Here is a 19,979-nt window from a genome sequence, read left to right as displayed (position 1 = left end):
GTGAAAGGGGCATTTATTTTATGGCAGATGTAAAAAATGACAAAGAATATCAAAAAAAATTAGCAGCCTTTATCAAGGAGAAAAAACCTTTGGGACAGGTGGTCTATGATGAGTTGACCAACCGTTTAGCAACACCGTATTCATTAGGTGCGGAAGCGATGGATGCATTGATTCAAACAATCGAAGATGCTGGGATCAGTGTTGTCGACGAAAATGGCGAACCATCTAAAGCCAGTCTAAAACAAAATGAAAAAACGGCAAAAGAAGCACAAAAAGAAGATTTATCAGCCCCAACTGGTGTAAAAATCAATGACCCAGTTCGTATGTACCTAAAAGAAATCGGTCGGGTTTCTTTATTAACGGCACAAGAAGAAGTTGAACTTGCATTATTGATCGAGCAAGGAGATCAAGAAGCAAAACAACGTTTAGCAGAAGCCAACTTACGGTTAGTAGTAAGTATTGCCAAACGCTACGTTGGTCGTGGTATGCAATTCCTTGATTTGATCCAAGAAGGAAATATGGGTTTGATGAAAGCTGTTGAAAAATTTGATTACCGCAAAGGGTTCAAATTCTCAACTTATGCAACATGGTGGATTCGTCAAGCGATCACTCGTGCAATCGCCGACCAAGCGCGTACAATTCGTATTCCTGTTCATATGGTTGAAACAATTAATAAATTGATTCGAGTACAACGCCAATTACTACAAGATTTAGGTCGCGAACCAACACCTGAGGAAATTGGTGCTGAAATGGATCTTCCGACTGAAAAAGTTCGTGAAATTCTTAAAATCGCACAAGAACCTGTTTCTTTGGAAACGCCGATTGGTGAAGAAGATGATTCTCATTTAGGGGATTTCATCGAAGACCAAGAAGCAACGAGTCCGGCAGAACACGCGGCATCAGAAATGTTGAAAGAACAACTAGAAGACGTTTTAGACACATTAACTGATCGTGAAGAAAATGTTTTGCGTTTGCGTTTTGGATTAGATGATGGTAGAACACGTACGCTAGAAGAAGTAGGCCGTGTATTCGGTGTTACGCGTGAACGTATTCGACAAATCGAAGCGAAGGCATTGCGTAAATTGCGTCATCCTTCTCGTTCAAAACAATTGAAAGACTTTTTAGAATAAACATCGTTGAACTCCTTGAGGCAACTCAAGGAGTTTTTTTATATGAAACGAGCAAAAAGGATTTTCTTATTTTTGATTAATTCAATCGAAAACTGCTTGGAACATTCCGTTACATATGATAGATTAGAGCATAAGATTGAAAAAAAAGGAGCCGATTTCATTGCAAAAATGCCCTAACTGTGGTTTTGAATCAGTCCAAGGATGCACAACTTGTCCGAAGTGTGGCTTTTCATTACAGTTAAATGAAAAAGAAGATACGATAAAAAAAGATGATGATATAAACGACACGATTGAGTGGTCTAAATTGGCGAATATGCCGATCGAATCTGTCCAACAAATGTTTAAAGAAAACGAGGACAAAATGAAAGAGGCGGAAGCTGAGCGTGAAGATCCTAAGCGTGAACCTGAAGAAGCTCTGGAAATGAATCCTATTTTGGCACAATATATTCGCCAACACAAAGAAGGCGCAGACCCTGCTGAAGAAGCGCTACTTGCTGCGGCGATTAAAGAAGCACAAACAGACGAAAAACAATCCCTAGAAGAAAGTAACCAGTCTGAAGAGTCAACGGAACTTTCTAAAGAAGTCGTTGAAGAAACAGCCGAGCCGGAAATGTCGAAGTTAATTGCTGAAGCTGAAAATGCTGCTTTGGCAGAAGACTCATTAGAGGAGTCAGAACCAGTAGTTGCTACTGAGGAAGTGATTGGTTCTGTTAATCCTGGGGAATTAATTGAAGAAACGCAAATTGGGGATCAACAAATTGAACCGAATATAACAACAGTAGAACCTGAACTTAAATCAGAAACGACTACTCAATCTGAATTAGATGAATTGGAGACAAAGGCACCTGAAGAAGTCGAAGCTGAACCACTCTCAGCCAGTCAAAAGGAAGAAACAATCACTGAACCAATAGTGACAAATGAACCTACAGAGGCTATAGTTGAACCGATAGCAACTAGCGAGAAGTCTGAAGAAGCGGTTGCCGAACCGTCTACAAAAGCTGCACCTAATCAAGAAGCCCCCCTATCAAATAATCAAATGCCTGAAGAAAAACCAAAGAAAAACCGTAAAAGATTATTCGTAACATTGGCAGCAGTCGTTGTTTTGGGGATAGGCGGTGGCTACTATTATCATCATGAAAAAGAAGTCGAAGCGCAACGTGTTGCGACGGTCAAAAAGGATAATGAGTCATTGGATGCGATTGAAGAAAGTATCAATGATTATTATACGACGGATGATAAAACTTATATCGCGGCTGATAAATTGGATTTGAATACTGCAAAAATCGATGAGGAACTAGCTGGGTATAAAACTAATAAACGCTATGATGGTTTGAAAAAAGAGTATGCTGAATTGGTCGCCAAACAAAAAGCTGAACAGGCGGTTAATCAATTGTTCACTAGTGCGGCAATCGATGGTGATAAAATGGTGGAGAAACCTCTATTAAAAACAGCTGAATCAGTTGATTTGACAGTTGCTACAGGAGATAAAGATTTTGACGCATTAATGGATCAAGCAATCAATAATGCTAAAGATCAATACACAAAAGTAGAAGCTGCTAAAACAGCTATTGCTAGTTTGTTGAAAGATGGAAAAATGATTGATTCAGTGACGCGTGATCAATACAACGCCGCTAATAATGCCGTAAAAGCAGTTGTTAATCAAGAGTTGGTCAAGTCTCAAAAAGATGAATTAGCTAAAGTAGATCAAACATTGAAAGATAAGGAAAAAAAATCAGCTGAAGAAAAAGCGGCCGCTGAAAAGGCGGCTAAAGAAAAAGCAGAGCAAGAAAAAGCTGCACAAAGCGCTGCGGATACTAGCACTGCAGGTGATACCAACAGTTCTGCCTACACCTGGGCAGCAGGAGTAAAAGAGCAAGTGATTCAAACTTGTATCTCGCGTGGATATATCGTTGAAGGTGGATACAGCTTAGTCCCTGTCAAAATAGAAAATGGCGAAGGTTACTACAATCTTTATGCTACGTCTAATCGTGCAGCTTTGACTAAGGGCTACTCAGATTCTGATTTACCGATGTACCTAGTAACGATCAATTGTAAAACCGGTTGGTTCAAAGGTAATGGTCCTAATTAAATCAATGATACCGAGCTGGGAAGAATACTTCTTTCCAGCTTTACTGCTTGCATTCATCTACGAGAGAATGGTATATGTTAAATAAAGTTATAAGACATTTTGTCTTTATTATAAGTAAGGAGCAAAAAAATATGAATGAGTTATTAGGTCAAGTTATTACGGGGCTGATTATTGATGAGAACGAAACAATGTATTTAGTGCAAAAAAATGGTGTTACTTTTCGATTAGCAAAAACAGAAGGCGAACATGAAATTGGTGAAAGTATCGAAGGATTTGCTTACGTAAATCAAAAGAAAGAAGCAGTTATTACTACTGTAATCCCTCAAGTACGTATGGGACATTTTGCTTTTGGTGAAGTAACCGATGTTCGACGAGATTTAGGTGCATTTGTTAATATTGGATTGCCTGACAAAGATATGGTCGTATCTTTAGATGAGATGCCTAGTATGAAAGAACTATGGCCTAAAAAAGGCGATCGTTTGATGATTAGCTTACGGGTGGATGAAAAGGATCGGATGTGGGGTGTTTTAGCTGATGAGACTATTTTCCATTCATTGAGTCGAGCAGGTTCTGCTGAAATGCAAAATGAAAATAAAACAGGAACAATCTATCGGTTAAAAGTTACCGGGTCTTATCTGATTACTGATGATTTTTATATCGGTTTCGTCCATCCTTTAGAACGGTATAAGGAACCTCGCTTAGGTGAAGTAGTCGAAGCACGAGTAATTGGCGTTCGTCCAGATGGCGTATTGAATATGTCATTAAAACCACGTAATCATGAAATGATCAATGATGATGCTGCAATGATTTTAACGATGTTGCAACGAAATGCAACTAACTCTTTACCGTACTGGGATAAATCAGCACCTGAAGAAATCAAAGAAGCTTTTGGAATCAGTAAAGGTCAATTCAAACGTGCAATTGGACATTTATTGAAAGAGAAATTAATTGTTCAAACTGAGGGAGAAATCAAATTAAAAAGCTAATTGAGAATAGCCTTGCATAAATCTCAAGCTTAAACTATAATAATTCTAAGAAAGAGACGTTTAACTAATCTCTTATTTATAATTATTATAATGTAGACAAAGGAGGGTTCTCTTGAACGCAGTTTTAGCTTTACAGAAAACCAAAAAACAACTCCATGATTCTGGCTTCAAGTTGACTCCTCAACGTGAAGCGACTGTCCTTGTTTTATTAGAAAATGAAAAAGACCATTTATCAGCAGAAGAGATTTATTTTCTTGTCAAGAAAAAAAGTCCAGAAATTGGTTTAGCGACTGTTTATCGGACATTAGAAATTTTGACAGAGTTGCGTATTGTCAATAAAATCAGCTTTGATGATGGCTTAGCACGTTATGACTTACGCAAAGAGGGTGCGGAACATTTCCATCATCATTTACTTTGTTTAGAATGTGGTAATATCGAAGAAATCGAAGAAGATTTGCTAGGAGATGTAGAACGGATTGTTGAATCACGTTATCATTTTGCCGTAAAGGACCATCGATTGACTTTCCATGGAATTTGTCAAAGTTGCCAACAAAAAAATAGAGTATAAAACTTTTAATAAATCGATTAATTCATAATTAAATTTGTAGTCCCTTGCAAAGATACGTGCTATCATTTCAAGGGGCTTTTTGTTATGATAAAGCGAAAGTGGTGAAAACATGGAAGAACAAATTACGGAATATTTGCATTTTTTATCGATTGAACGTGGTCTTTCTGAAAATACCAGAACGAGTTATCAACGAGATTTGCATCAATACTTGGCTTTTTTAAAAGAGCAAGGAATAACGGAATGGTCTGCAGTAGATCGCTACACGGTCATTGCTTTTTTAACGAGCCTGACGGAGGCTGGTAAGGCGACAACGACGATCACGCGAATGATTTCTAGTTTGCGACGATTCCATCAGTTCTTACGCCAAGAGCGCTACACGGATCATGATCCAATGCAACACATTGATAGTCCCAAAAAAGCGCAAAAGCTTCCTCAAACACTTTCGTTAGCAGAAGTTGAGCGTTTGATTGCAGCTCCCGATACGACGACAGATTTAGGTATTCGTGACCGAGCAATTTTAGAAGTGATGTATGCTACAGGTTTGCGGGTAAGCGAACTGATCGGCTTGAAGCTGGGAGATATCCATTTAGAGATGGGGCTGCTACAGACGATCGGTAAGGGAGATAAAGAGCGAATCGTGCCATTAGGTGATTATGCCATCCATTGGATCGAACGTTATTTATCTGAAGTCCGACCAATATTAACTAAAAAAACCCCCAATGAGTCCCATGTATTTGTGAATAATCACGGACACGGAATGAGTCGTCAAGGAATATGGAAAAATTTGAAACAATATGTAATTAAGGCTGAGATCACAAAAGATGTCACGCCACATACATTACGGCATAGTTTTGCGACGCATTTACTAGAAAATGGGGCTGATTTACGAACAGTTCAAGAGCTATTAGGCCATGCGGATATCTCAACGACACAAATTTATACACACATCACTAAGCGTAGGATGACAGAAGTGTATAAAGAATTTTTTCCGCGTGCTTAACAGGAGGAGAAAAAATGCTTACTAAATATCGAAAAAATCAACGAAAAATTGCTATGGGGTTGTTAGGATTTCATGACGGTTTAAAAGATCAAAAACATTTATTAAAAGAAATTGATACATACGAAGAAGACGAACATTATCAATTATTTTGTTACTATGACGAAACATCAGATAACGTTCAAGGGGTCATTGGTATTAGCCAACTAGAAGGCGGCGAACTTGTTTTGCATGATATTAGTTTAAATCCTTCTTATCGCGGAGAAGGAGTCAGCCTAAAAATGATGGAAGAACTCCAAGAACTTTATCCGGAAGAACGAATCATCGGTACACCTGCTACATCCATGTTTTTAGCAAAATGGCAAGAGCGTAAACGAGGATAATATGGAAGCTATCAATTTAAAATTAGATGTTTTCGAAGGTCCGTTAGACTTATTGTTGCACCTGATCCAACAATTGGAGATAGATATTTATGATATCCCAATAGCTGGGGTAACGGAACAGTATATGGATTACATCCATGCGATGAAAACGTTAGAACTAGAAGTTGCCGGAGAATATATTGTTATGGCAGCTACCTTGATGTCGATCAAAAGTCAGATGTTATTACCAAAACAAGAACTAGAATTTGATTACGAAGAGGACGAAGGAGAAGATCCGCGTGATGCTCTAGTACAACAATTACTAGAATATCGCAAGTACAAGTACGCAGCGACTGTTCTATCTGAAAAAGAGCAAGAGCGCAGCCAGTACTATACCAAAACTCCGATGGATCTTAGTGAGTATGAAGACGAGATTTTACCACTGCCTAAAGATCAATTAAATACGATAGATTTATTTTTGGCGCTACATGATGTTTTACAACGTAAAAAGAATTTAGAACCGATTGTTACAACCGTAGCTTCGGAATCAATCACTATCGATCAAAAAGTAGTCGAAATCAATCAACGTCTGATTCATTTAGCTGAAAATGAAAGTTTAACATTAGAGTCATTATTCACGCATTACACTAAAGATGAAATGATCACAACCTTTATGGCATTATTAGAATTAATGAAAAAAGGTCAAGCAATTGCCACACAAACTGAAACATATGCACCAATTTTAATTTTTAAAGGAGCCACCCTATGAACCAAATGAGTCAAATCGAAGCGATGCTTTTTGTTGTTGGTGATGAAGGATTGAGCTTAGAAGAACTGTCATTTACATTAGATTGTCCGACTGCAGAGCTTTATGATGTCATCAATGAATTGAAGAAGCATTATGAAAACGATGAATCATCGGCATTGACGATTTTAGAAGTGGGTAATCATTTCGTGCTCAGTACGAAGAAAATATTTGCTCCGCTGCTAAAAGATTTTGCCCGTTCACCAATGTCCAATCGTTTGAGTCAAGCAGCCTTAGAGACACTGTCGATCATTGCGTATAAACAACCGATTACTCGATCTGAAGTCGATGAATTACGCGGAGTTCAATCCAGTGGTGCAGTCCAAACGTTAGTAGCGCGTCAATTGATCGAAGAACAAGGACGAGTAGAAGGTCCAGGTCGCGCTATTTTATATGGGACAAGCAACTATTTTATGGATTATTTTGGATTAAAAGATATCAAGGAATTACCCGATGTACAAATGATGGAAGCAGATCTAGCAGACGAAGAAGAGCCATTGGATTTGTTTTATGATCGTTTCAAAGAAGAGGATGAAGTATAAATGGAGAGATTACAAAAAATTATTGCTCATGCAGGTATTGCATCACGCCGTAAAGCAGAAGATTATATCACGAGTGGGCGGGTCAGTGTTAACGGTGAAGTCATTAGAGAATTAGGGACCAAAGTTGGAAAAAAAGACATCGTTGAAGTTGATGGCGTGCCGATTTATCAAGAGGAACCTGTTTATTATCTATTTTATAAGCCACGTGGGGTCATCTCTGCTGTTTCAGATGATAAAAAACGAAAAGTCGTAACTGATTATTTCGCGGCTGTTCCGGAAAGAATTTATCCCGTAGGTCGTTTGGACTACGATACATCAGGTATTTTGCTTTTAACTAATGATGGAGATTTCTCTCAACGGTTAGCCCATCCAAAACATGAAATCGATAAAGTGTATGTAGCTAAAGTTAAAGGTTATGCTGAAAAACAGACGTTGATGCCGTTAACTAGAGGCGTGAGAATTGAAGGTAAGAAAACAGCACCTGCGCGGTTTGATATTCTTTCAACTGATAAAGTTGCCGGAACAAGTATTGTTGAATTAACGATCCACGAAGGCCGTAATCATCAAGTTAAGAATATGTTAGCCGCAGTTGGATTACCGGTTCAAAAATTAAAACGTGAACGTTACGGTGATTTGACGCTTCAAGGACTACGTCCAGGTGAATACCGTCGCTTAAATAATAAAGAGATCAATTCTTTATTGAACCAATCAAGATAGTCAAACTCATTTACTTGTATTTTGATAGTAAAGTTGTTATAGTGAATTTACCAAAAAAAAATAATTTAAGGTTCGTCTTCAGGGGCAGGGTGAAAATCCCGACCGGCGGTGATAGTCCGCGAACTGCGTAAGCAGCCGAATCGGTGAAAATCCGATACCGACAGTACAGTCTGGATAAAGAAGATAGAGCTTATTTGAGTGAGTCTGTATTCAATTCAAGTAACTCTATGCTTATTGCTGAAGCATAGAGTTTTTTTGCGCGATCAAGATTTTACTCAAATAGTTCGATGAAGATGATTCCGAATCGGAGGATTTCAGATGAAGAACTTAAAGTTACAAAAAATGACAGCAGTAGCAGTAGCAGCGGCTATGGGATTGATTTTGCAATTGATTGCATTTCCTATTGTCCCCATGTTTCCTTTTCTAAAGCTAGACTTTAGTGATATCCCAGTATTGATCAATATGTTTATTTTTGGTCCACTGACTGGAATCGCAACTGCGCTTATTCGTTCAATCGTACATCTTACAATGACAGGATTTTCGATTGATAATATGATTGGTGATTTTGCTAGTTTCTTTGCATCAGTATTGTATACACTACCGATTTTTCTTTTGTATCGTCAAAAAACGAAAGCCAAACATGCTCTTGGGTTAGGCTTAGGTATTTTAGCAATGACGATTTTTATGAGTGTGGCAAATTATTTTGTGATTACGCCATTATATTTAAAAGTTTTTGGACTTTCAGCAGGTCAAATGCTCGGTATGGATTTAGGACGATATATCTTAGTTGGAATCGTGCCGTTTAATTTAATCAAAGGAGTTATCGTGAGCGGGGTCTTTCTGGTACTACATGCTAAGTTATTGCCTTGGTTATCTAGAAAAACAGTTTCTTCGCAGCACCATTCGATTTAAAACCAAAAGCACAGGCCAAAGCCTGTGCTTTTTTTATTTTTTTACATACAGCTGTTGTTTTACAGGAGCATGATTTTAAAATATGTTATAGTGAATCTTGATATAAGATTGCATGTGAAGGACAACGTTTAGCTGATTCAATGACCACAGCTTGCTGAGCTTCAGGAACAAATTCATGAGTCGCCCCAGGTTCTCCTACGAATAGGACGAGTCCTTCATCTGTATAATCAAAAATTTCTGGCGCGATCGTTTGACATAAACCACAAGCGATACAACGTTCAGGGATGATTTCGCATTTCATTTTTTCACCTTCCACAGGAGATTTTACTATGACAATTTTTATTTTAACGTTATTCCGAACAGGCTACAAGTTAAGAACCTCTACTTTATATCATTTGTTAGTGGGGAAAAGAACTAGTTCTGTCTTGCTACATGGTTTTTTTTACCAAAATTTAGCTTATTTAGGTGCACTGCCCCAACTAAAAGAAGCAAAGTTTCAACAAGCTATTCAGCAATTAGTTGAACACCAGCTGATTGATTTTGAAGACGGATACGGCCAGTTGACGACTTCAGGAAAGCAATTATTAGTAGAAAAAAAAATAGATCTAACTGGGATTGATAATTTACGTTTTGGCCGAATGCGCGAAGAAAGTTGGCAATTGATTTTGTTCAGTATTCAAGTGACTAGTCATCTATCATTTAATGAAAAAAATTATCTGCCGATCGAACATCGTCCGTACTATTTGCATCAAATAAAAAAATGGTTGGTACAATCAGATCAACAGCTAGTAGACAAAATTCAGCAGGAACTATTGACTACGTTAGAAACTTTACCGAATGATGCAGCTGATTTTTTAGCCAACCAATTCTCGGGGCATGATTTTCAAGGGAAAACCGTTTTTCAACTTTTGCCAGAATCTTGGAAAAAGGAACCTTGGGCTGAATTGTACCGCCAACAAGCAATCGACAGTCTTTTACAAGCTCTACCAGATGGCGAATTTAAACGATTGATTGATTTCTTAGATCAGCAAAACATTAATCGCAGTATGATCAAAACGAAAGAATTATTTTTAGCTGGTAAAACAGTGGATGAACTATTAATGTTACGCCAATTAAAACAAGGAACGATCAATGATCATTTTATTGAATGGGCATTGTTGGATGAAACATTTCCATTCGAGCGTTTTGAATTATTACATTTTACTGGAATGAATACGGATGAAGTCATCAATGCTCGTTACCAGGCGTATAATTTGTCGTATTTAAATTTTCGTTTATCACAAATTTATTTTTTGAGGAAATAACTATGGAACTAAAGCAAATAATAAAAACAAAATTCGGTTTTGATACGTTTCGGCCGGGACAGCAAGAAATCATCGAGACCCTCTTAGCGGGGGAGTCAGTATTAGGAATGCTGCCGACTGGAACGGGAAAATCCTTGTGCTATCAATTACCTGGTTACTTATTAGATGGTACCGTGATAGTGATATCGCCATTGATTTCTTTAATGGAAGATCAAGTCACACAACTACAGCGTTTAGGAGAAAAACGGGTGGTTGCACTGAACAGTTTATTAACCTCGTGGGAAAAACAATGGATCTTAAATCAAGCGCACACGTACAAATTTATTTTTATGAGTCCGGAGATGTTTTTGAGTCCGGCAGTCCAGCAAACGTTAAAGTCAATTAAGGTAGCCTTCGTGGTGGTCGATGAAGCACATTGTATTTCGCAATGGGGGATTGATTTTCGCCCCGAGTATTTAAAACTTTCTGAAGGGACTAGTTTTATTGGAACGCCTTTCGTACTTGCTTTGACTGCCACGGCAACCCCCGCTGTTCGTAGAGACATTCAACGCTTATTATTTATTGAACAGCCGGCCAAAGAATTTGTTTATTCCGTTGACCGGCCGAATATCAGCTTCTTTGTTAAACGAGAAGAGAAATTAAATGAACTCCAAACTTTGATCAATTCACTGGATGGATCAGGGATTATTTATTGTGCAACAAGAAAAAAAGTTGAAGAACTCTATGAAACTTTCAAGGGCCAACAAGCCATTGCTTATTATCATGGTGGACTAAGCGGACAAGAGCGTCGAATGTTGCAGCAGCAATTTCTAGCCGGAGATTTGAGGATCTTAATTGCAACGAACGCTTTTGGTATGGGAATAAATAAAGAGGGCATTCGCTTCGTCATTCATTATGATTTACCAGATTCACCGGAAAATTATTTGCAGGAAGTGGGACGAGCCGGGCGTGATGGTCGATTAAGCCAAGCAATCCTTTTATATGAAGAAGGCGATGAACATATTCATCATTTTCTGCAAGATCAAACAGTCCAATCAAAAAAAATGTATGAGATCAAACAAAAAATGACAGACATCATTTTTGATGATCCATTGATTGATAAGTGGGAGCGTTTTTTTCCTAACGCGGGCGAAGAATTGTTAGATTTATTGGAACAGCGAGGAATGACTAAGAAAATTCAGCTGCAAAAAATGTTGGATTATGTTACTACGAATCACTGTAGGCGGGATTTTTTGGTTAGTTATTTTGATGAACGATTAACTAGTGAAAACGATTGTTGTTGTGACAATGATGGTGCTAAGTTACAACTACATCAATTTGAGCAAGCTGTGATTGAAGAAACAATCCCTTGGAAAAAAATTGTTCAAAAAATTTATAAAAATCCATTGAAAGATTGAAATATGGCGCAAATAATTTTAGAGCTATGGTATAATACATGGCGATAGCACTTAGGAGGTTAGAGAAATTGAGTAGAAAAGATCGCTATAATGATACGAAAAATGAACCATGGGAACAAAATATTTATGAATCTGATGGTGAAGAATCAGCAAGTTCACGTAGCCAATCTCGTCGTAGTAACGGTGGGAATAAAGGTGGCGGAAATACAAAATTCTTAACGATTCTTGTCGCGTTATTGTTAGCCCTAATTTTGATTCCAGCTGGCGCATTTTTCTGGATTACTAAAGGAGACAGTAAACCAGCAGCCTCATCAGAAAGTACAACAGAAGTTTCAAAAGTCTCTTCAACAGCTACTTCAAGTAGTGAAGAAAGTACCACAGAAGAAAGTACGGAAGATTCTGCAGCAATTGCAGCTTCACAATCACAAGCAGCGGCTGAACAAGAAGCAGCAGCTTCACAATCACAAGCAGCGGCTGAACAAGCGGCAGCAGCTTCACAATCACAAGCAGCGGCTGAACAAGCGGCAGCAGCTTCGCAAACACAAGCAGCAGCAGAAACGACACCTTCATCATCAAGTACTCAACAAAATGATGAAAATGCGCAATACGGCACGGTACAATCAGGTGAAGGACCTCGTCAAATAGCAGCACGATATGGTATAAGTGTGGACGAAGTTTTACAATTAAACGGAATGACACTAGATAATTTCTATTTCAGTCCGGGACAACAAGTGCGTATCAAATAAGTTAAATATTTTGCCGTAATCAATTGCGATTACGGCTTATTTATTGAAAAGAGGTAGCATATGGAGAAAATTTCAATTGCCATCGATGGACCAGCATCATCTGGCAAAAGTACTGTGGCTAAAATACTAGCTAGTGATTATGGATTTATTTATGTTGATACTGGAGCGATGTATCGCACCATCACTTATCTAGCAATCAAACATCAAGTCGCATTTTCAAATGAAGAAAAATTAGCGGAGTTAGCAATTGATTATCCAATCACTTTTAAACAATCAGCTCATGGCCAGTTGGTCTTTGTCGATGATGAAGATATTACCATGGCGATTCGTCAACCTGATGTGACTGCAGCTGTTTCTGAAGTTTCTGCCCATGGAAAAGTTCGTGAAAAATTGGTTGAAGCACAACGGAAATTAGCAACAGCTGGTGGGATCGTAATGGACGGACGTGATATTGGAACAACCGTCTTACCACAAGCAGAAGTCAAGATCTTTCTGATTGCCAGCGTCGAAGAACGCGCGCAACGTCGTTACAAAGAAAACCAAGCAAAAGGGATCGAAATGGATTTTGAAATGATTAAAGAGGCGATTGCGAAACGTGATTATTTAGACTCTCATCGTGAAGTATCTCCGCTTATCCAAGCAGAGGATGCTTTATTAGTAGATACAACGGGTATGTCGATCGTCCAAGTAGTGGGAAAAATTAAAGCGATCGTAACCTCAAAAGGTTTTTAAATTATTGATATTTTAGACAAATAAAGCGAAATTCTACTAATTTTTAGAAAAAAAGAAGAAATCGCTTTATTTTTCGTGTGTATTATTTTAGAATAGAGCATGTAGTGTATTTTACGAAGAATTGTTGGTTAGGAGGACAAACGACATGACAGAATTAGAACGAAATTCGGTGGAGAACGAAAGTGTTTCCATGGAAGCAGCAATGGAAAGTGTGCATGAAGTTCAAGTTGGCGATATTGTTAAAGGTGAGGTGCTTGCCTTAGAAGACAAACAAGTGATCGTTGGTATTGAAGGTGCGGGAGTGGAAGGTGTTGTTCCTGCAAAAGAACTATCTACATTACCTGTTGAAGATATCAATGATGAAGTCAAGGTGGGCGAGATTCTTGATTTAGTCGTTATCTCTTCTATCGGAAAAGACAAAGAAAATGGTAGCTATCTTCTTTCTAAACGTCGCTTAGATGCGAAAAAAGTTTGGGAAGACATTGAAAAAGAATACCAAGATGGCAATATCATCGAAGCACCTGTAACTAGTACTGTTAAAGGTGGATTAGTTGTTGACGTTGGTGTTCGTGGTTTTGTACCAGCTTCAATGATTGATGATCACTTTGTCGATGATTTCTCAGTGTATACTGGAAAAACATTGAAATTTAAAATTATTGAAATCGAACCTTCTGAAAATCGTTTGATTCTTTCTCATAAAGCAGTTGTTTCTGCTGAAAAAGCTGAGAAGAAAAAAGACCTTTTGGCTGATTTATATGAAGGTCAAGTAATCAAAGGTCAAGTAGCACGTTTAACAGACTTTGGTGCTTTCGTAGATTTAGGCGGTATCGATGGTTTAGTACATGTTTCAGAAATTTCACATAGTCATGTGGCAAAACCTTCTGATGTATTGACTGTTGGTGACGAAGTAGAAGTTCAAGTCCTTTCTGTGGATCCTGATAAAGAACGTATTTCATTATCGATCAAAGCAAACTTACCTGGGCCATGGACAGATATCGAGGAAAAAGCTGCTCCAGGAACAGTTCTCGAAGGAACCGTTAAACGGTTAACAAGCTTTGGGGCGTTTGTTGAAATCTTCCCAGGAGTAGAAGGTTTGGTGCATATCTCACAAATCTCTCACAAACACATTGCGACACCACATGAAGTTTTACACGAAGGTGACCAAGTCCAAGTCAAAGTATTAGAAGTACATCCTGAAGATCATCGTGTTGCTCTTTCAATCAAAGCTTTAGAAGAAAAACCTGAAGAAGCAAAAGAAGAGCCCGCTGAAGAAGAAGCTTATGAATTGCCAGAAGAAAATACTGGCTTTACAATGGGTGATATCCTTGGTGATGTATTGAAAGACGATTCAGACGCTAACGAATAATCATAATCGAGAGCAGGCCAGTTTACTGGAATGCTCTCTTTCTTTGCTATTTTACTAAAATAGCAAAGAGTATCTAAAACCTTCTTATGAAAATGGCTCCTTCTCTTGCCAGAAGGAGTTTTCTTAGTTAAACTAAGGAGAATTTGAAAAACGATGCTAGTCCAACTGTTTGCGATGTATTTATGTGCTATAAGTATGAGTCAAATAGTAGGTCTATAGCTATAATCTAATACGGATAGTTGGATGTTATAAGCTGAAGGGCATCAGATTTATTTTTCATAAGGAAAAATAAATACATTAAGAGGAACGAGGAATCAAATTATGTCAAATCCTACAATTGCAATTGTTGGTCGTCCAAACGTTGGTAAATCAACATTGTTTAATCGAATCGCCGGAGAGCGAATCTCAATCGTCGAAGATACACCGGGTGTAACTCGCGACCGTATCTATGCGAAAGGTGAATGGTTAGGCCATGAATTTTCAATCATTGATACTGGTGGTATCGATATCGTTGATGAACCATTTATGGAACAAATCAAACAACAAGCACAAATCGCTATTGATGAAGCAGATGTTATTTTACTAGCAGCTAGTGGTAAAGAAGGTGTCACTGATGCTGATGAAGCGGTTGCTAAAATTTTGTATCGAAGCAATAAACCTGTTATTTTAATGGTCAATAAAGTTGACAATCCTGAAATGCGTAATGATATTTATGAATTTTATGCTTTAGGATTAGGAGAACCATATCCAGTTTCTGGTAGTCATGGATTAGGTTTAGGAGATGTATTAGACGAAGCAGTCAAACATTTCCCGACGGATAATGAAGAAGAAGAAGATGAAACGATCAAATTTAGTTTGATTGGCCGTCCAAATGTTGGTAAGTCATCATTGATCAATGCTATCTTAGGCGAAGATCGTGTAATCGTTTCTGATATTGAAGGAACAACTCGTGATGCGATCGATACGAAGTTTGTTGGCGAAAGTGGACAAGAGTTTACGATGATCGATACCGCTGGAATGCGTAAACGCGGGAAAGTATATGAAAATACTGAAAAGTATTCAGTAATGCGTGCTATGCGTGCGATTGATCGTTCAGATGTCGTGCTTGTCGTATTGAATGGTGAAGAAGGGATTCGTGAGCAAGATAAACGAATTGCTGGCTATGCGCATGAAGCGGGACGAGGCGTCATCATTGTCGTAAATAAATGGGATTTAGTCAAAAAAGATACAAATACCATGAAAAAATTTGAAGAAGAGATTCGTGATGAATTTGCTTATTTGGATTACGCACCAATTATTTTTGTATCAGCAATGACAAAACAACGGTTGAATAAGATTCCAGCAATTATCGAAGAAGTTAGTATGAATCAAAATCTGCGGATTCCGTCATCTGTATTGAATGATATTATTATGGATGCTGTAGCCATTAATCCAACACCAACAGATAAGGGTAAACGTTTGAAGATTTTTTATGCGACTCAAGTAGCTGTAAAACCGCCGACCTTTGTTGTTTTTGTGAATGAAGAAGAATTGATGCATTTCTCATATGCTCGTTTCTTGGAAAACCAAATTCGTAAAGCATTTGAATTTGAAGGAACACCAATCAAGATTATCCCGCGTCGCCGAAAATAAAGTATTTTATCATACTTTTATTTTGGTGACAATAGATTTCGCTGAAACCTAAAACCAGCATGAATTTTAGTTGATTAATCGCCAAAAACCTTGCTATCACTAGGTTCATATGCTATCGTTATAAAAGAATATTGACCAAATCAATATTTCTCACTAATACTGGACCACTCAGTAATTAGTCGATGTTTATACATCATGTCTCAGGAGGTGAATTCATTCATGGCAAATAAAGCAGAATTGATCGAAAAAGTTGCATCAGCTACTGACTTAACTAAGAAAGATGCTACTGCTGCAGTTGACGCTGTATTTTCAACAATCCAAGAAGCATTAGCTGACGGAGAAAAAGTACAATTGATCGGCTTTGGTAACTTTGAAGTACGTGAACGTGCGGCCCGTAAAGGACGTAACCCACAAACTGGTGAAGAAATCGAAATTCCAGCAAGCAAAGTACCTGCATTCAAACCAGGTAAAGCATTAAAAGATGCTGTTAAATAATTTGGTTGCTAAAACCACTGTGTCCTTGGACACAGTGGTTTTTTGTGCTTCTTCAAGTCGTGAAAACCATAACGTTCGTTCTATTATTAATTTGTATTCTTTTATTTTACGAAAAGCCTTACATAAGATAAAATTAGATAATAACAAAAAATGGAAATGAGTGGGATGCGATGTCGGAAGAGCAATTATTTTATGTTGAAAAAAATGATTCATGGCAAACATATGCGTTTCTTGAAAGCAGACAAAATGATATCCAATGGCATGCGGCCTTTTTGGATGCGCAAGCGTTGTTGGCTCAAGAAGAAAGTCAAAAGCAACGTCGGAAGTTCACGGTGTTGATCGTTGCTGTTCCCGTTTTAGTACTGGGATTGATGGCCGGAGTTTATTTTTATGATCTTGGTGGGGAGCCAGTGATTCCGCAGCGAACAGTCACATTGAATACGGCGATCTCAAGTTCAGAAAGTACCACTGAGAAATCAGAAACGATTGATACATCAAGTGTTGGTCAAGTGCTCGTGACACCTTGGGGAGAACAAGTCACTGTGTTAAGAGTCTTATCTAACGGTGAACATGTCATTAATGAGAATGCTACGCAATCAGATTTGAACAATGATGGTCTGCTGACCTACGAAGAGTTATCTAAAGTACAAGAAGAAGCCAATCAGCAGCAGTCGCCACAGCAAGACTATAATGCAACTGGTCAGGAGCAACAAGAAATAGTAAATGATGGAACAAATCAACAAAATAATTCGACTCAGGTGATTTATCAGCAAGGTCAACCTTGACCTCCTAAAGATAAAGATTCAAAATGTCGGATTGCCTTTCGCTGAATGGTTGCGGGAGGTTTTTTAGTAGTATAGAATGAAGCTGAGGGGATGTGATTGGTTGGAAGCAACGTATCAATCTAATAAAAGAGAGACTCGCATCACCTATGGTGAAACAATTGTATCGATGCTACGCAAAAAAGATTTAGCTAATAAACAAATTCTTTTTTGCGGCAATCAGCGCTATTATGATTTATATGCTGAAAAGTTACGGCAATTTGTTCCATCGTCAAGTACACATGAGTGGTTCATACTAACGAATAACCGCTATTGCAATACCATGGATAATTTTCAAGAATTGATTTATTTTCTTGAGCGTTTTAGCCGACAAAAAGAGTTAGTAATTTTTAGTATTGGAAATGAAGGTGTCATGGAGCTTGTAGGATTTGTCCAACATGTCACCGAATTTAAATCGGAACTATATTTTTTACCCGTTTCTTTACGTTCATTTGCCCAAACACTGACATTTTCATCACAAATCGTTTCGACAGAAACATTGATGAGTATCATGGAAGTAAATGAAGCACCAGAAAGTATCCTTTTCGATCCAACTTTAGCCAATCAACAAACGACTGGTAAAATGATTGATCTTTTGACGCTGATTCGTTGTGGTATCGTCTGTGAACACTCTTTTTTACAAAATCTCTATCAGAATTTCCCGACTCGAGAAGCGCTGTTGCACCATTCATTTGCTGCATATAGTGATACATTGATTCAATATTATCAATCAGATAGTCAAGCCATTCAAAACTTTGGCAAGACATTTGAAAAGGCGTTTTTCCAAACAGAAAATAGTTCTTTATTATCAAATAGTATGAAAATGATGTTTGGCTTGCTATTTGAGCTTGCCTGGAACATCGAATCAAGTGAACTTCATTTCAATTTTAAAAATTTTATGATATGGTTGGTGCGATTGGGTTTTCCTATCGTTATACCACCAGAGATATCTTTAGCTGATTTCGGCCAACAAGTAATCTATTTGGCTGAAGAAAAGCCGCTGAGAGGCTTAGCAAAAATTGGTGAAATCGGCAGGGAAAAAATACCAACTCAAAAAGAATTGCTTCAAACATTTGAAGTGTATCAAAAAATCGTTACAGAGATCAGGGGAGAATAAATGTCAAGTTACAGTGAAAAAATGCTCGCAGCATTAAGAAATGAAGATTTAACCGAAGCCAATTTAATGTTCGAGGAAGCATTGAAAAAAGATGATCCAGAAATATTGGCAAGTTTAGCTGATGAATTACAAACAATCGGTTTTTTAGACGAAGCCAAGCGTATTTTAGCAAAACTCTCCGTTGATTTTCCTGAAGAAGATGTATTTAACCTTTCATTGGCAGAAATTGCGATTGAAAATGATGATATCGATAGTGCCTTTGAATATTTAGAGCGAATCCAACCAGAGAGCGAAAATTATTTAGAGAGCTTATTAGTGACTGCAGATCTTTACCAAGTTTTAGGGATCCCTGAAGTCAGCGAAGCTAAATTACTGCAAGCTAAAACAATTGCACCAGAAGAACCGTTGATTACATTTGCTTTAGCTGAGCTACACTTTACTGCAAATCAATTAGGTGAAGCGATTAATGATTACTCACAATTGCAAAAAGAAGGCATCGATGAGATCGCGAATATCTCAATTGATGAACGGATCGGTTCTGCCTACAGCATGATGGGCGGTTTTGAAGATGCTATTCCATTTTTAGAGCGTGCATTAGAAAAAGAACACACGTCTGATCGTTTATTCCAAACAGGTTTTACGTACTATCAACTGCATGATCATCAAAAAGCGATCAATTATTTGCAAGAATTGATTACGTTAGATCCAGAGTATCAAAGTGGCTATTATTATCTAGCAGAAAGCTTGAAAGAAGAAGAATTGCTTGAAGAAGCGTTGTCTGCAGCCGAAGCTGGAATCAAAGAAAATCCCTATCAAGTCGAATTGTTGCATTTAGCTTCTGAGATTGCTTATCGTTTAAGAGATAGTAAAAAAGCAGAACAACTACTACAGCAAGCACTTGAAACTGGAGATAAAACAGATGAAACATTGTTGACTTTGAGTAATCTTTATTTAAATGAAAATCAACCAGATAAAACGATCGAAATGATTAGTCAAATGGACGAAGAAGGGAATCCTTATGCATCATGGAATTTGGCGCAAGCATACGATGAACTAGAAGATTACGCTGCTGCCGCTACTTATTATAAACAAGCCCATGAAGATTTAGCTCATGAACCAGATTTCTTAAAAGCTTACGGTATTTTCTTACGGGAAGATGGCCAAATCGAATTAGCGAAAACAATATTATTGAGCTATTTAGAATTAGAGCCTGGAGATTTAGAGGTGTTATCATTATTAGAAGAGTAGAGAGGTGAGGAAA

Annotated in this window: 21 protein-coding genes and 1 riboswitch; of the genes, 20 read left to right on the top strand and 1 reads right to left on the bottom strand. The window is 37.9% G+C overall.

What is annotated here, in order from left to right; genetic code table 11:
* Nucleotides 1-20 precede the first annotated feature (20 nt).
* From rpoD to RV04_RS03600, 10 genes are all read left to right on the top strand, one after another.
* The gene (gene rpoD / locus RV04_RS03645) at nt 21-1,130 is read left to right on the top strand and encodes an RNA polymerase sigma factor RpoD (RefSeq protein WP_071857111.1); all 1,110 of its coding nucleotides are present in this window, start codon (nt 21-23) and stop codon (nt 1,128-1,130) included.
* Between the two features lie 160 nt (nt 1,131-1,290).
* Nucleotides 1,291-3,219: a cell division site-positioning protein MapZ family protein gene (locus tag RV04_RS03640; protein ID WP_071857110.1), complete on the top strand. Its 1,929-nt coding sequence runs from the start codon at nt 1,291-1,293 to the stop codon at nt 3,217-3,219.
* Nucleotides 3,220-3,350: 131 nt separating this feature from the next.
* A complete protein-coding gene (locus RV04_RS03635; RefSeq protein ID WP_071857109.1) occupies nt 3,351-4,205 on the top strand; it encodes a CvfB family protein in 855 nt (284 codons plus the stop codon).
* A 112-nt stretch (nt 4,206-4,317) separates the two neighbouring features.
* The gene (fur, locus tag RV04_RS03630; protein WP_071857108.1) at nt 4,318-4,773 is read left to right on the top strand and encodes a ferric iron uptake transcriptional regulator; all 456 of its coding nucleotides are present in this window, start codon (nt 4,318-4,320) and stop codon (nt 4,771-4,773) included.
* Between the two features lie 109 nt (nt 4,774-4,882).
* The gene (gene xerD / locus RV04_RS03625; RefSeq protein WP_071857107.1) at nt 4,883-5,773 is read left to right on the top strand and encodes a site-specific tyrosine recombinase XerD; all 891 of its coding nucleotides are present in this window, start codon (nt 4,883-4,885) and stop codon (nt 5,771-5,773) included.
* A gap of 14 nt (nt 5,774-5,787) precedes the next feature.
* Nucleotides 5,788-6,153, top strand: coding sequence for a GNAT family N-acetyltransferase (locus tag RV04_RS03620; protein ID WP_071857106.1), 366 nt, complete (start codon nt 5,788-5,790; stop codon nt 6,151-6,153).
* 1 nt (nt 6,154) lies between these two features.
* Nucleotides 6,155-6,901 carry a segregation/condensation protein A gene (locus tag RV04_RS03615; protein ID WP_071857105.1) on the top strand — a complete coding sequence of 249 codons (747 nt, stop codon included), beginning with the start codon at nt 6,155-6,157 and terminating at the stop codon, nt 6,899-6,901.
* Entirely contained in the window at nt 6,898-7,479 is a 582-nt protein-coding gene (scpB, locus tag RV04_RS03610; RefSeq protein ID WP_071857104.1) for an SMC-Scp complex subunit ScpB, read from the top strand. The genes RV04_RS03615 and scpB overlap by 4 nt, the downstream gene beginning before the upstream one ends.
* Nucleotides 7,480-8,196, top strand: a complete 717-nt coding sequence (locus tag RV04_RS03605) for a pseudouridine synthase (RefSeq protein WP_071857103.1) — start codon at nt 7,480-7,482, stop codon at nt 8,194-8,196.
* 70 nt (nt 8,197-8,266) lie between these two features.
* A riboswitch (FMN riboswitch) is annotated at nt 8,267-8,385 on the top strand.
* Between the two features lie 129 nt (nt 8,386-8,514).
* Nucleotides 8,515-9,108 (top strand): ECF transporter S component, encoded by a 594-nt coding sequence (locus RV04_RS03600; protein WP_071857102.1) that lies wholly within the window; start codon nt 8,515-8,517, stop codon nt 9,106-9,108.
* 85 nt (nt 9,109-9,193) lie between these two features.
* On the opposite strand, the gene RV04_RS03595 is transcribed toward RV04_RS03600, so the two are convergent.
* A complete protein-coding gene (locus RV04_RS03595; RefSeq protein ID WP_071857101.1) occupies nt 9,194-9,409 on the bottom strand; it encodes a ferredoxin in 216 nt (71 codons plus the stop codon).
* Nucleotides 9,410-9,437: 28 nt separating this feature from the next.
* Here RV04_RS03595 and RV04_RS03590 point away from each other — a divergent pair, with 28 nt between their 5' ends.
* The 10 genes from RV04_RS03590 to RV04_RS03545 all read left to right on the top strand — a co-directional run bounded on the left by RV04_RS03590 (nt 9,438) and on the right by RV04_RS03545 (nt 19,966).
* On the top strand, nt 9,438-10,412 hold the full coding sequence (locus RV04_RS03590; RefSeq protein ID WP_071857100.1) for a YpbB family protein: 975 nt from the start codon (nt 9,438-9,440) through the stop codon (nt 10,410-10,412).
* A 2-nt stretch (nt 10,413-10,414) separates the two neighbouring features.
* On the top strand, nt 10,415-11,809 hold the full coding sequence (locus tag RV04_RS03585; RefSeq protein WP_071857099.1) for a RecQ family ATP-dependent DNA helicase: 1,395 nt from the start codon (nt 10,415-10,417) through the stop codon (nt 11,807-11,809).
* A gap of 68 nt (nt 11,810-11,877) precedes the next feature.
* Nucleotides 11,878-12,555: a LysM peptidoglycan-binding domain-containing protein gene (locus tag RV04_RS03580; protein ID WP_071857098.1), complete on the top strand. Its 678-nt coding sequence runs from the start codon at nt 11,878-11,880 to the stop codon at nt 12,553-12,555.
* A 60-nt stretch (nt 12,556-12,615) separates the two neighbouring features.
* A complete protein-coding gene (cmk, locus tag RV04_RS03575; protein ID WP_071857097.1) occupies nt 12,616-13,287 on the top strand; it encodes a (d)CMP kinase in 672 nt (223 codons plus the stop codon).
* 145 nt (nt 13,288-13,432) lie between these two features.
* Nucleotides 13,433-14,653 carry a 30S ribosomal protein S1 gene (rpsA, locus tag RV04_RS03570; RefSeq protein WP_071857096.1) on the top strand — a complete coding sequence of 407 codons (1,221 nt, stop codon included), beginning with the start codon at nt 13,433-13,435 and terminating at the stop codon, nt 14,651-14,653.
* A 321-nt stretch (nt 14,654-14,974) separates the two neighbouring features.
* Entirely contained in the window at nt 14,975-16,285 is a 1,311-nt protein-coding gene (gene der / locus RV04_RS03565) for a ribosome biogenesis GTPase Der (protein ID WP_071857095.1), read from the top strand.
* A gap of 219 nt (nt 16,286-16,504) precedes the next feature.
* The gene (locus RV04_RS03560; RefSeq protein ID WP_071857094.1) at nt 16,505-16,780 is read left to right on the top strand and encodes an HU family DNA-binding protein; all 276 of its coding nucleotides are present in this window, start codon (nt 16,505-16,507) and stop codon (nt 16,778-16,780) included.
* 170 nt (nt 16,781-16,950) lie between these two features.
* The gene (locus RV04_RS03555; protein WP_071857093.1) at nt 16,951-17,565 is read left to right on the top strand and encodes a hypothetical protein; all 615 of its coding nucleotides are present in this window, start codon (nt 16,951-16,953) and stop codon (nt 17,563-17,565) included.
* Nucleotides 17,566-17,641: 76 nt separating this feature from the next.
* Complete coding sequence (locus RV04_RS03550) at nt 17,642-18,718, top strand: hypothetical protein (RefSeq protein ID WP_245791033.1); 1,077 nt, start codon at nt 17,642-17,644, stop codon at nt 18,716-18,718.
* On the top strand, nt 18,719-19,966 hold the full coding sequence (locus tag RV04_RS03545) for a tetratricopeptide repeat protein (RefSeq protein ID WP_071857091.1): 1,248 nt from the start codon (nt 18,719-18,721) through the stop codon (nt 19,964-19,966). It begins immediately after the preceding gene.
* Nucleotides 19,967-19,979 lie beyond the last annotated feature (13 nt).

The sequence above is a fragment of the Enterococcus hermanniensis genome, assembly GCF_001885945.1.
GTDB classification, from domain to species: Bacteria; Bacillota; Bacilli; order Lactobacillales; family Enterococcaceae; genus Enterococcus_A; species Enterococcus_A hermanniensis.
This window is presented reverse-complemented; position numbering and strand designations above follow the sequence as displayed.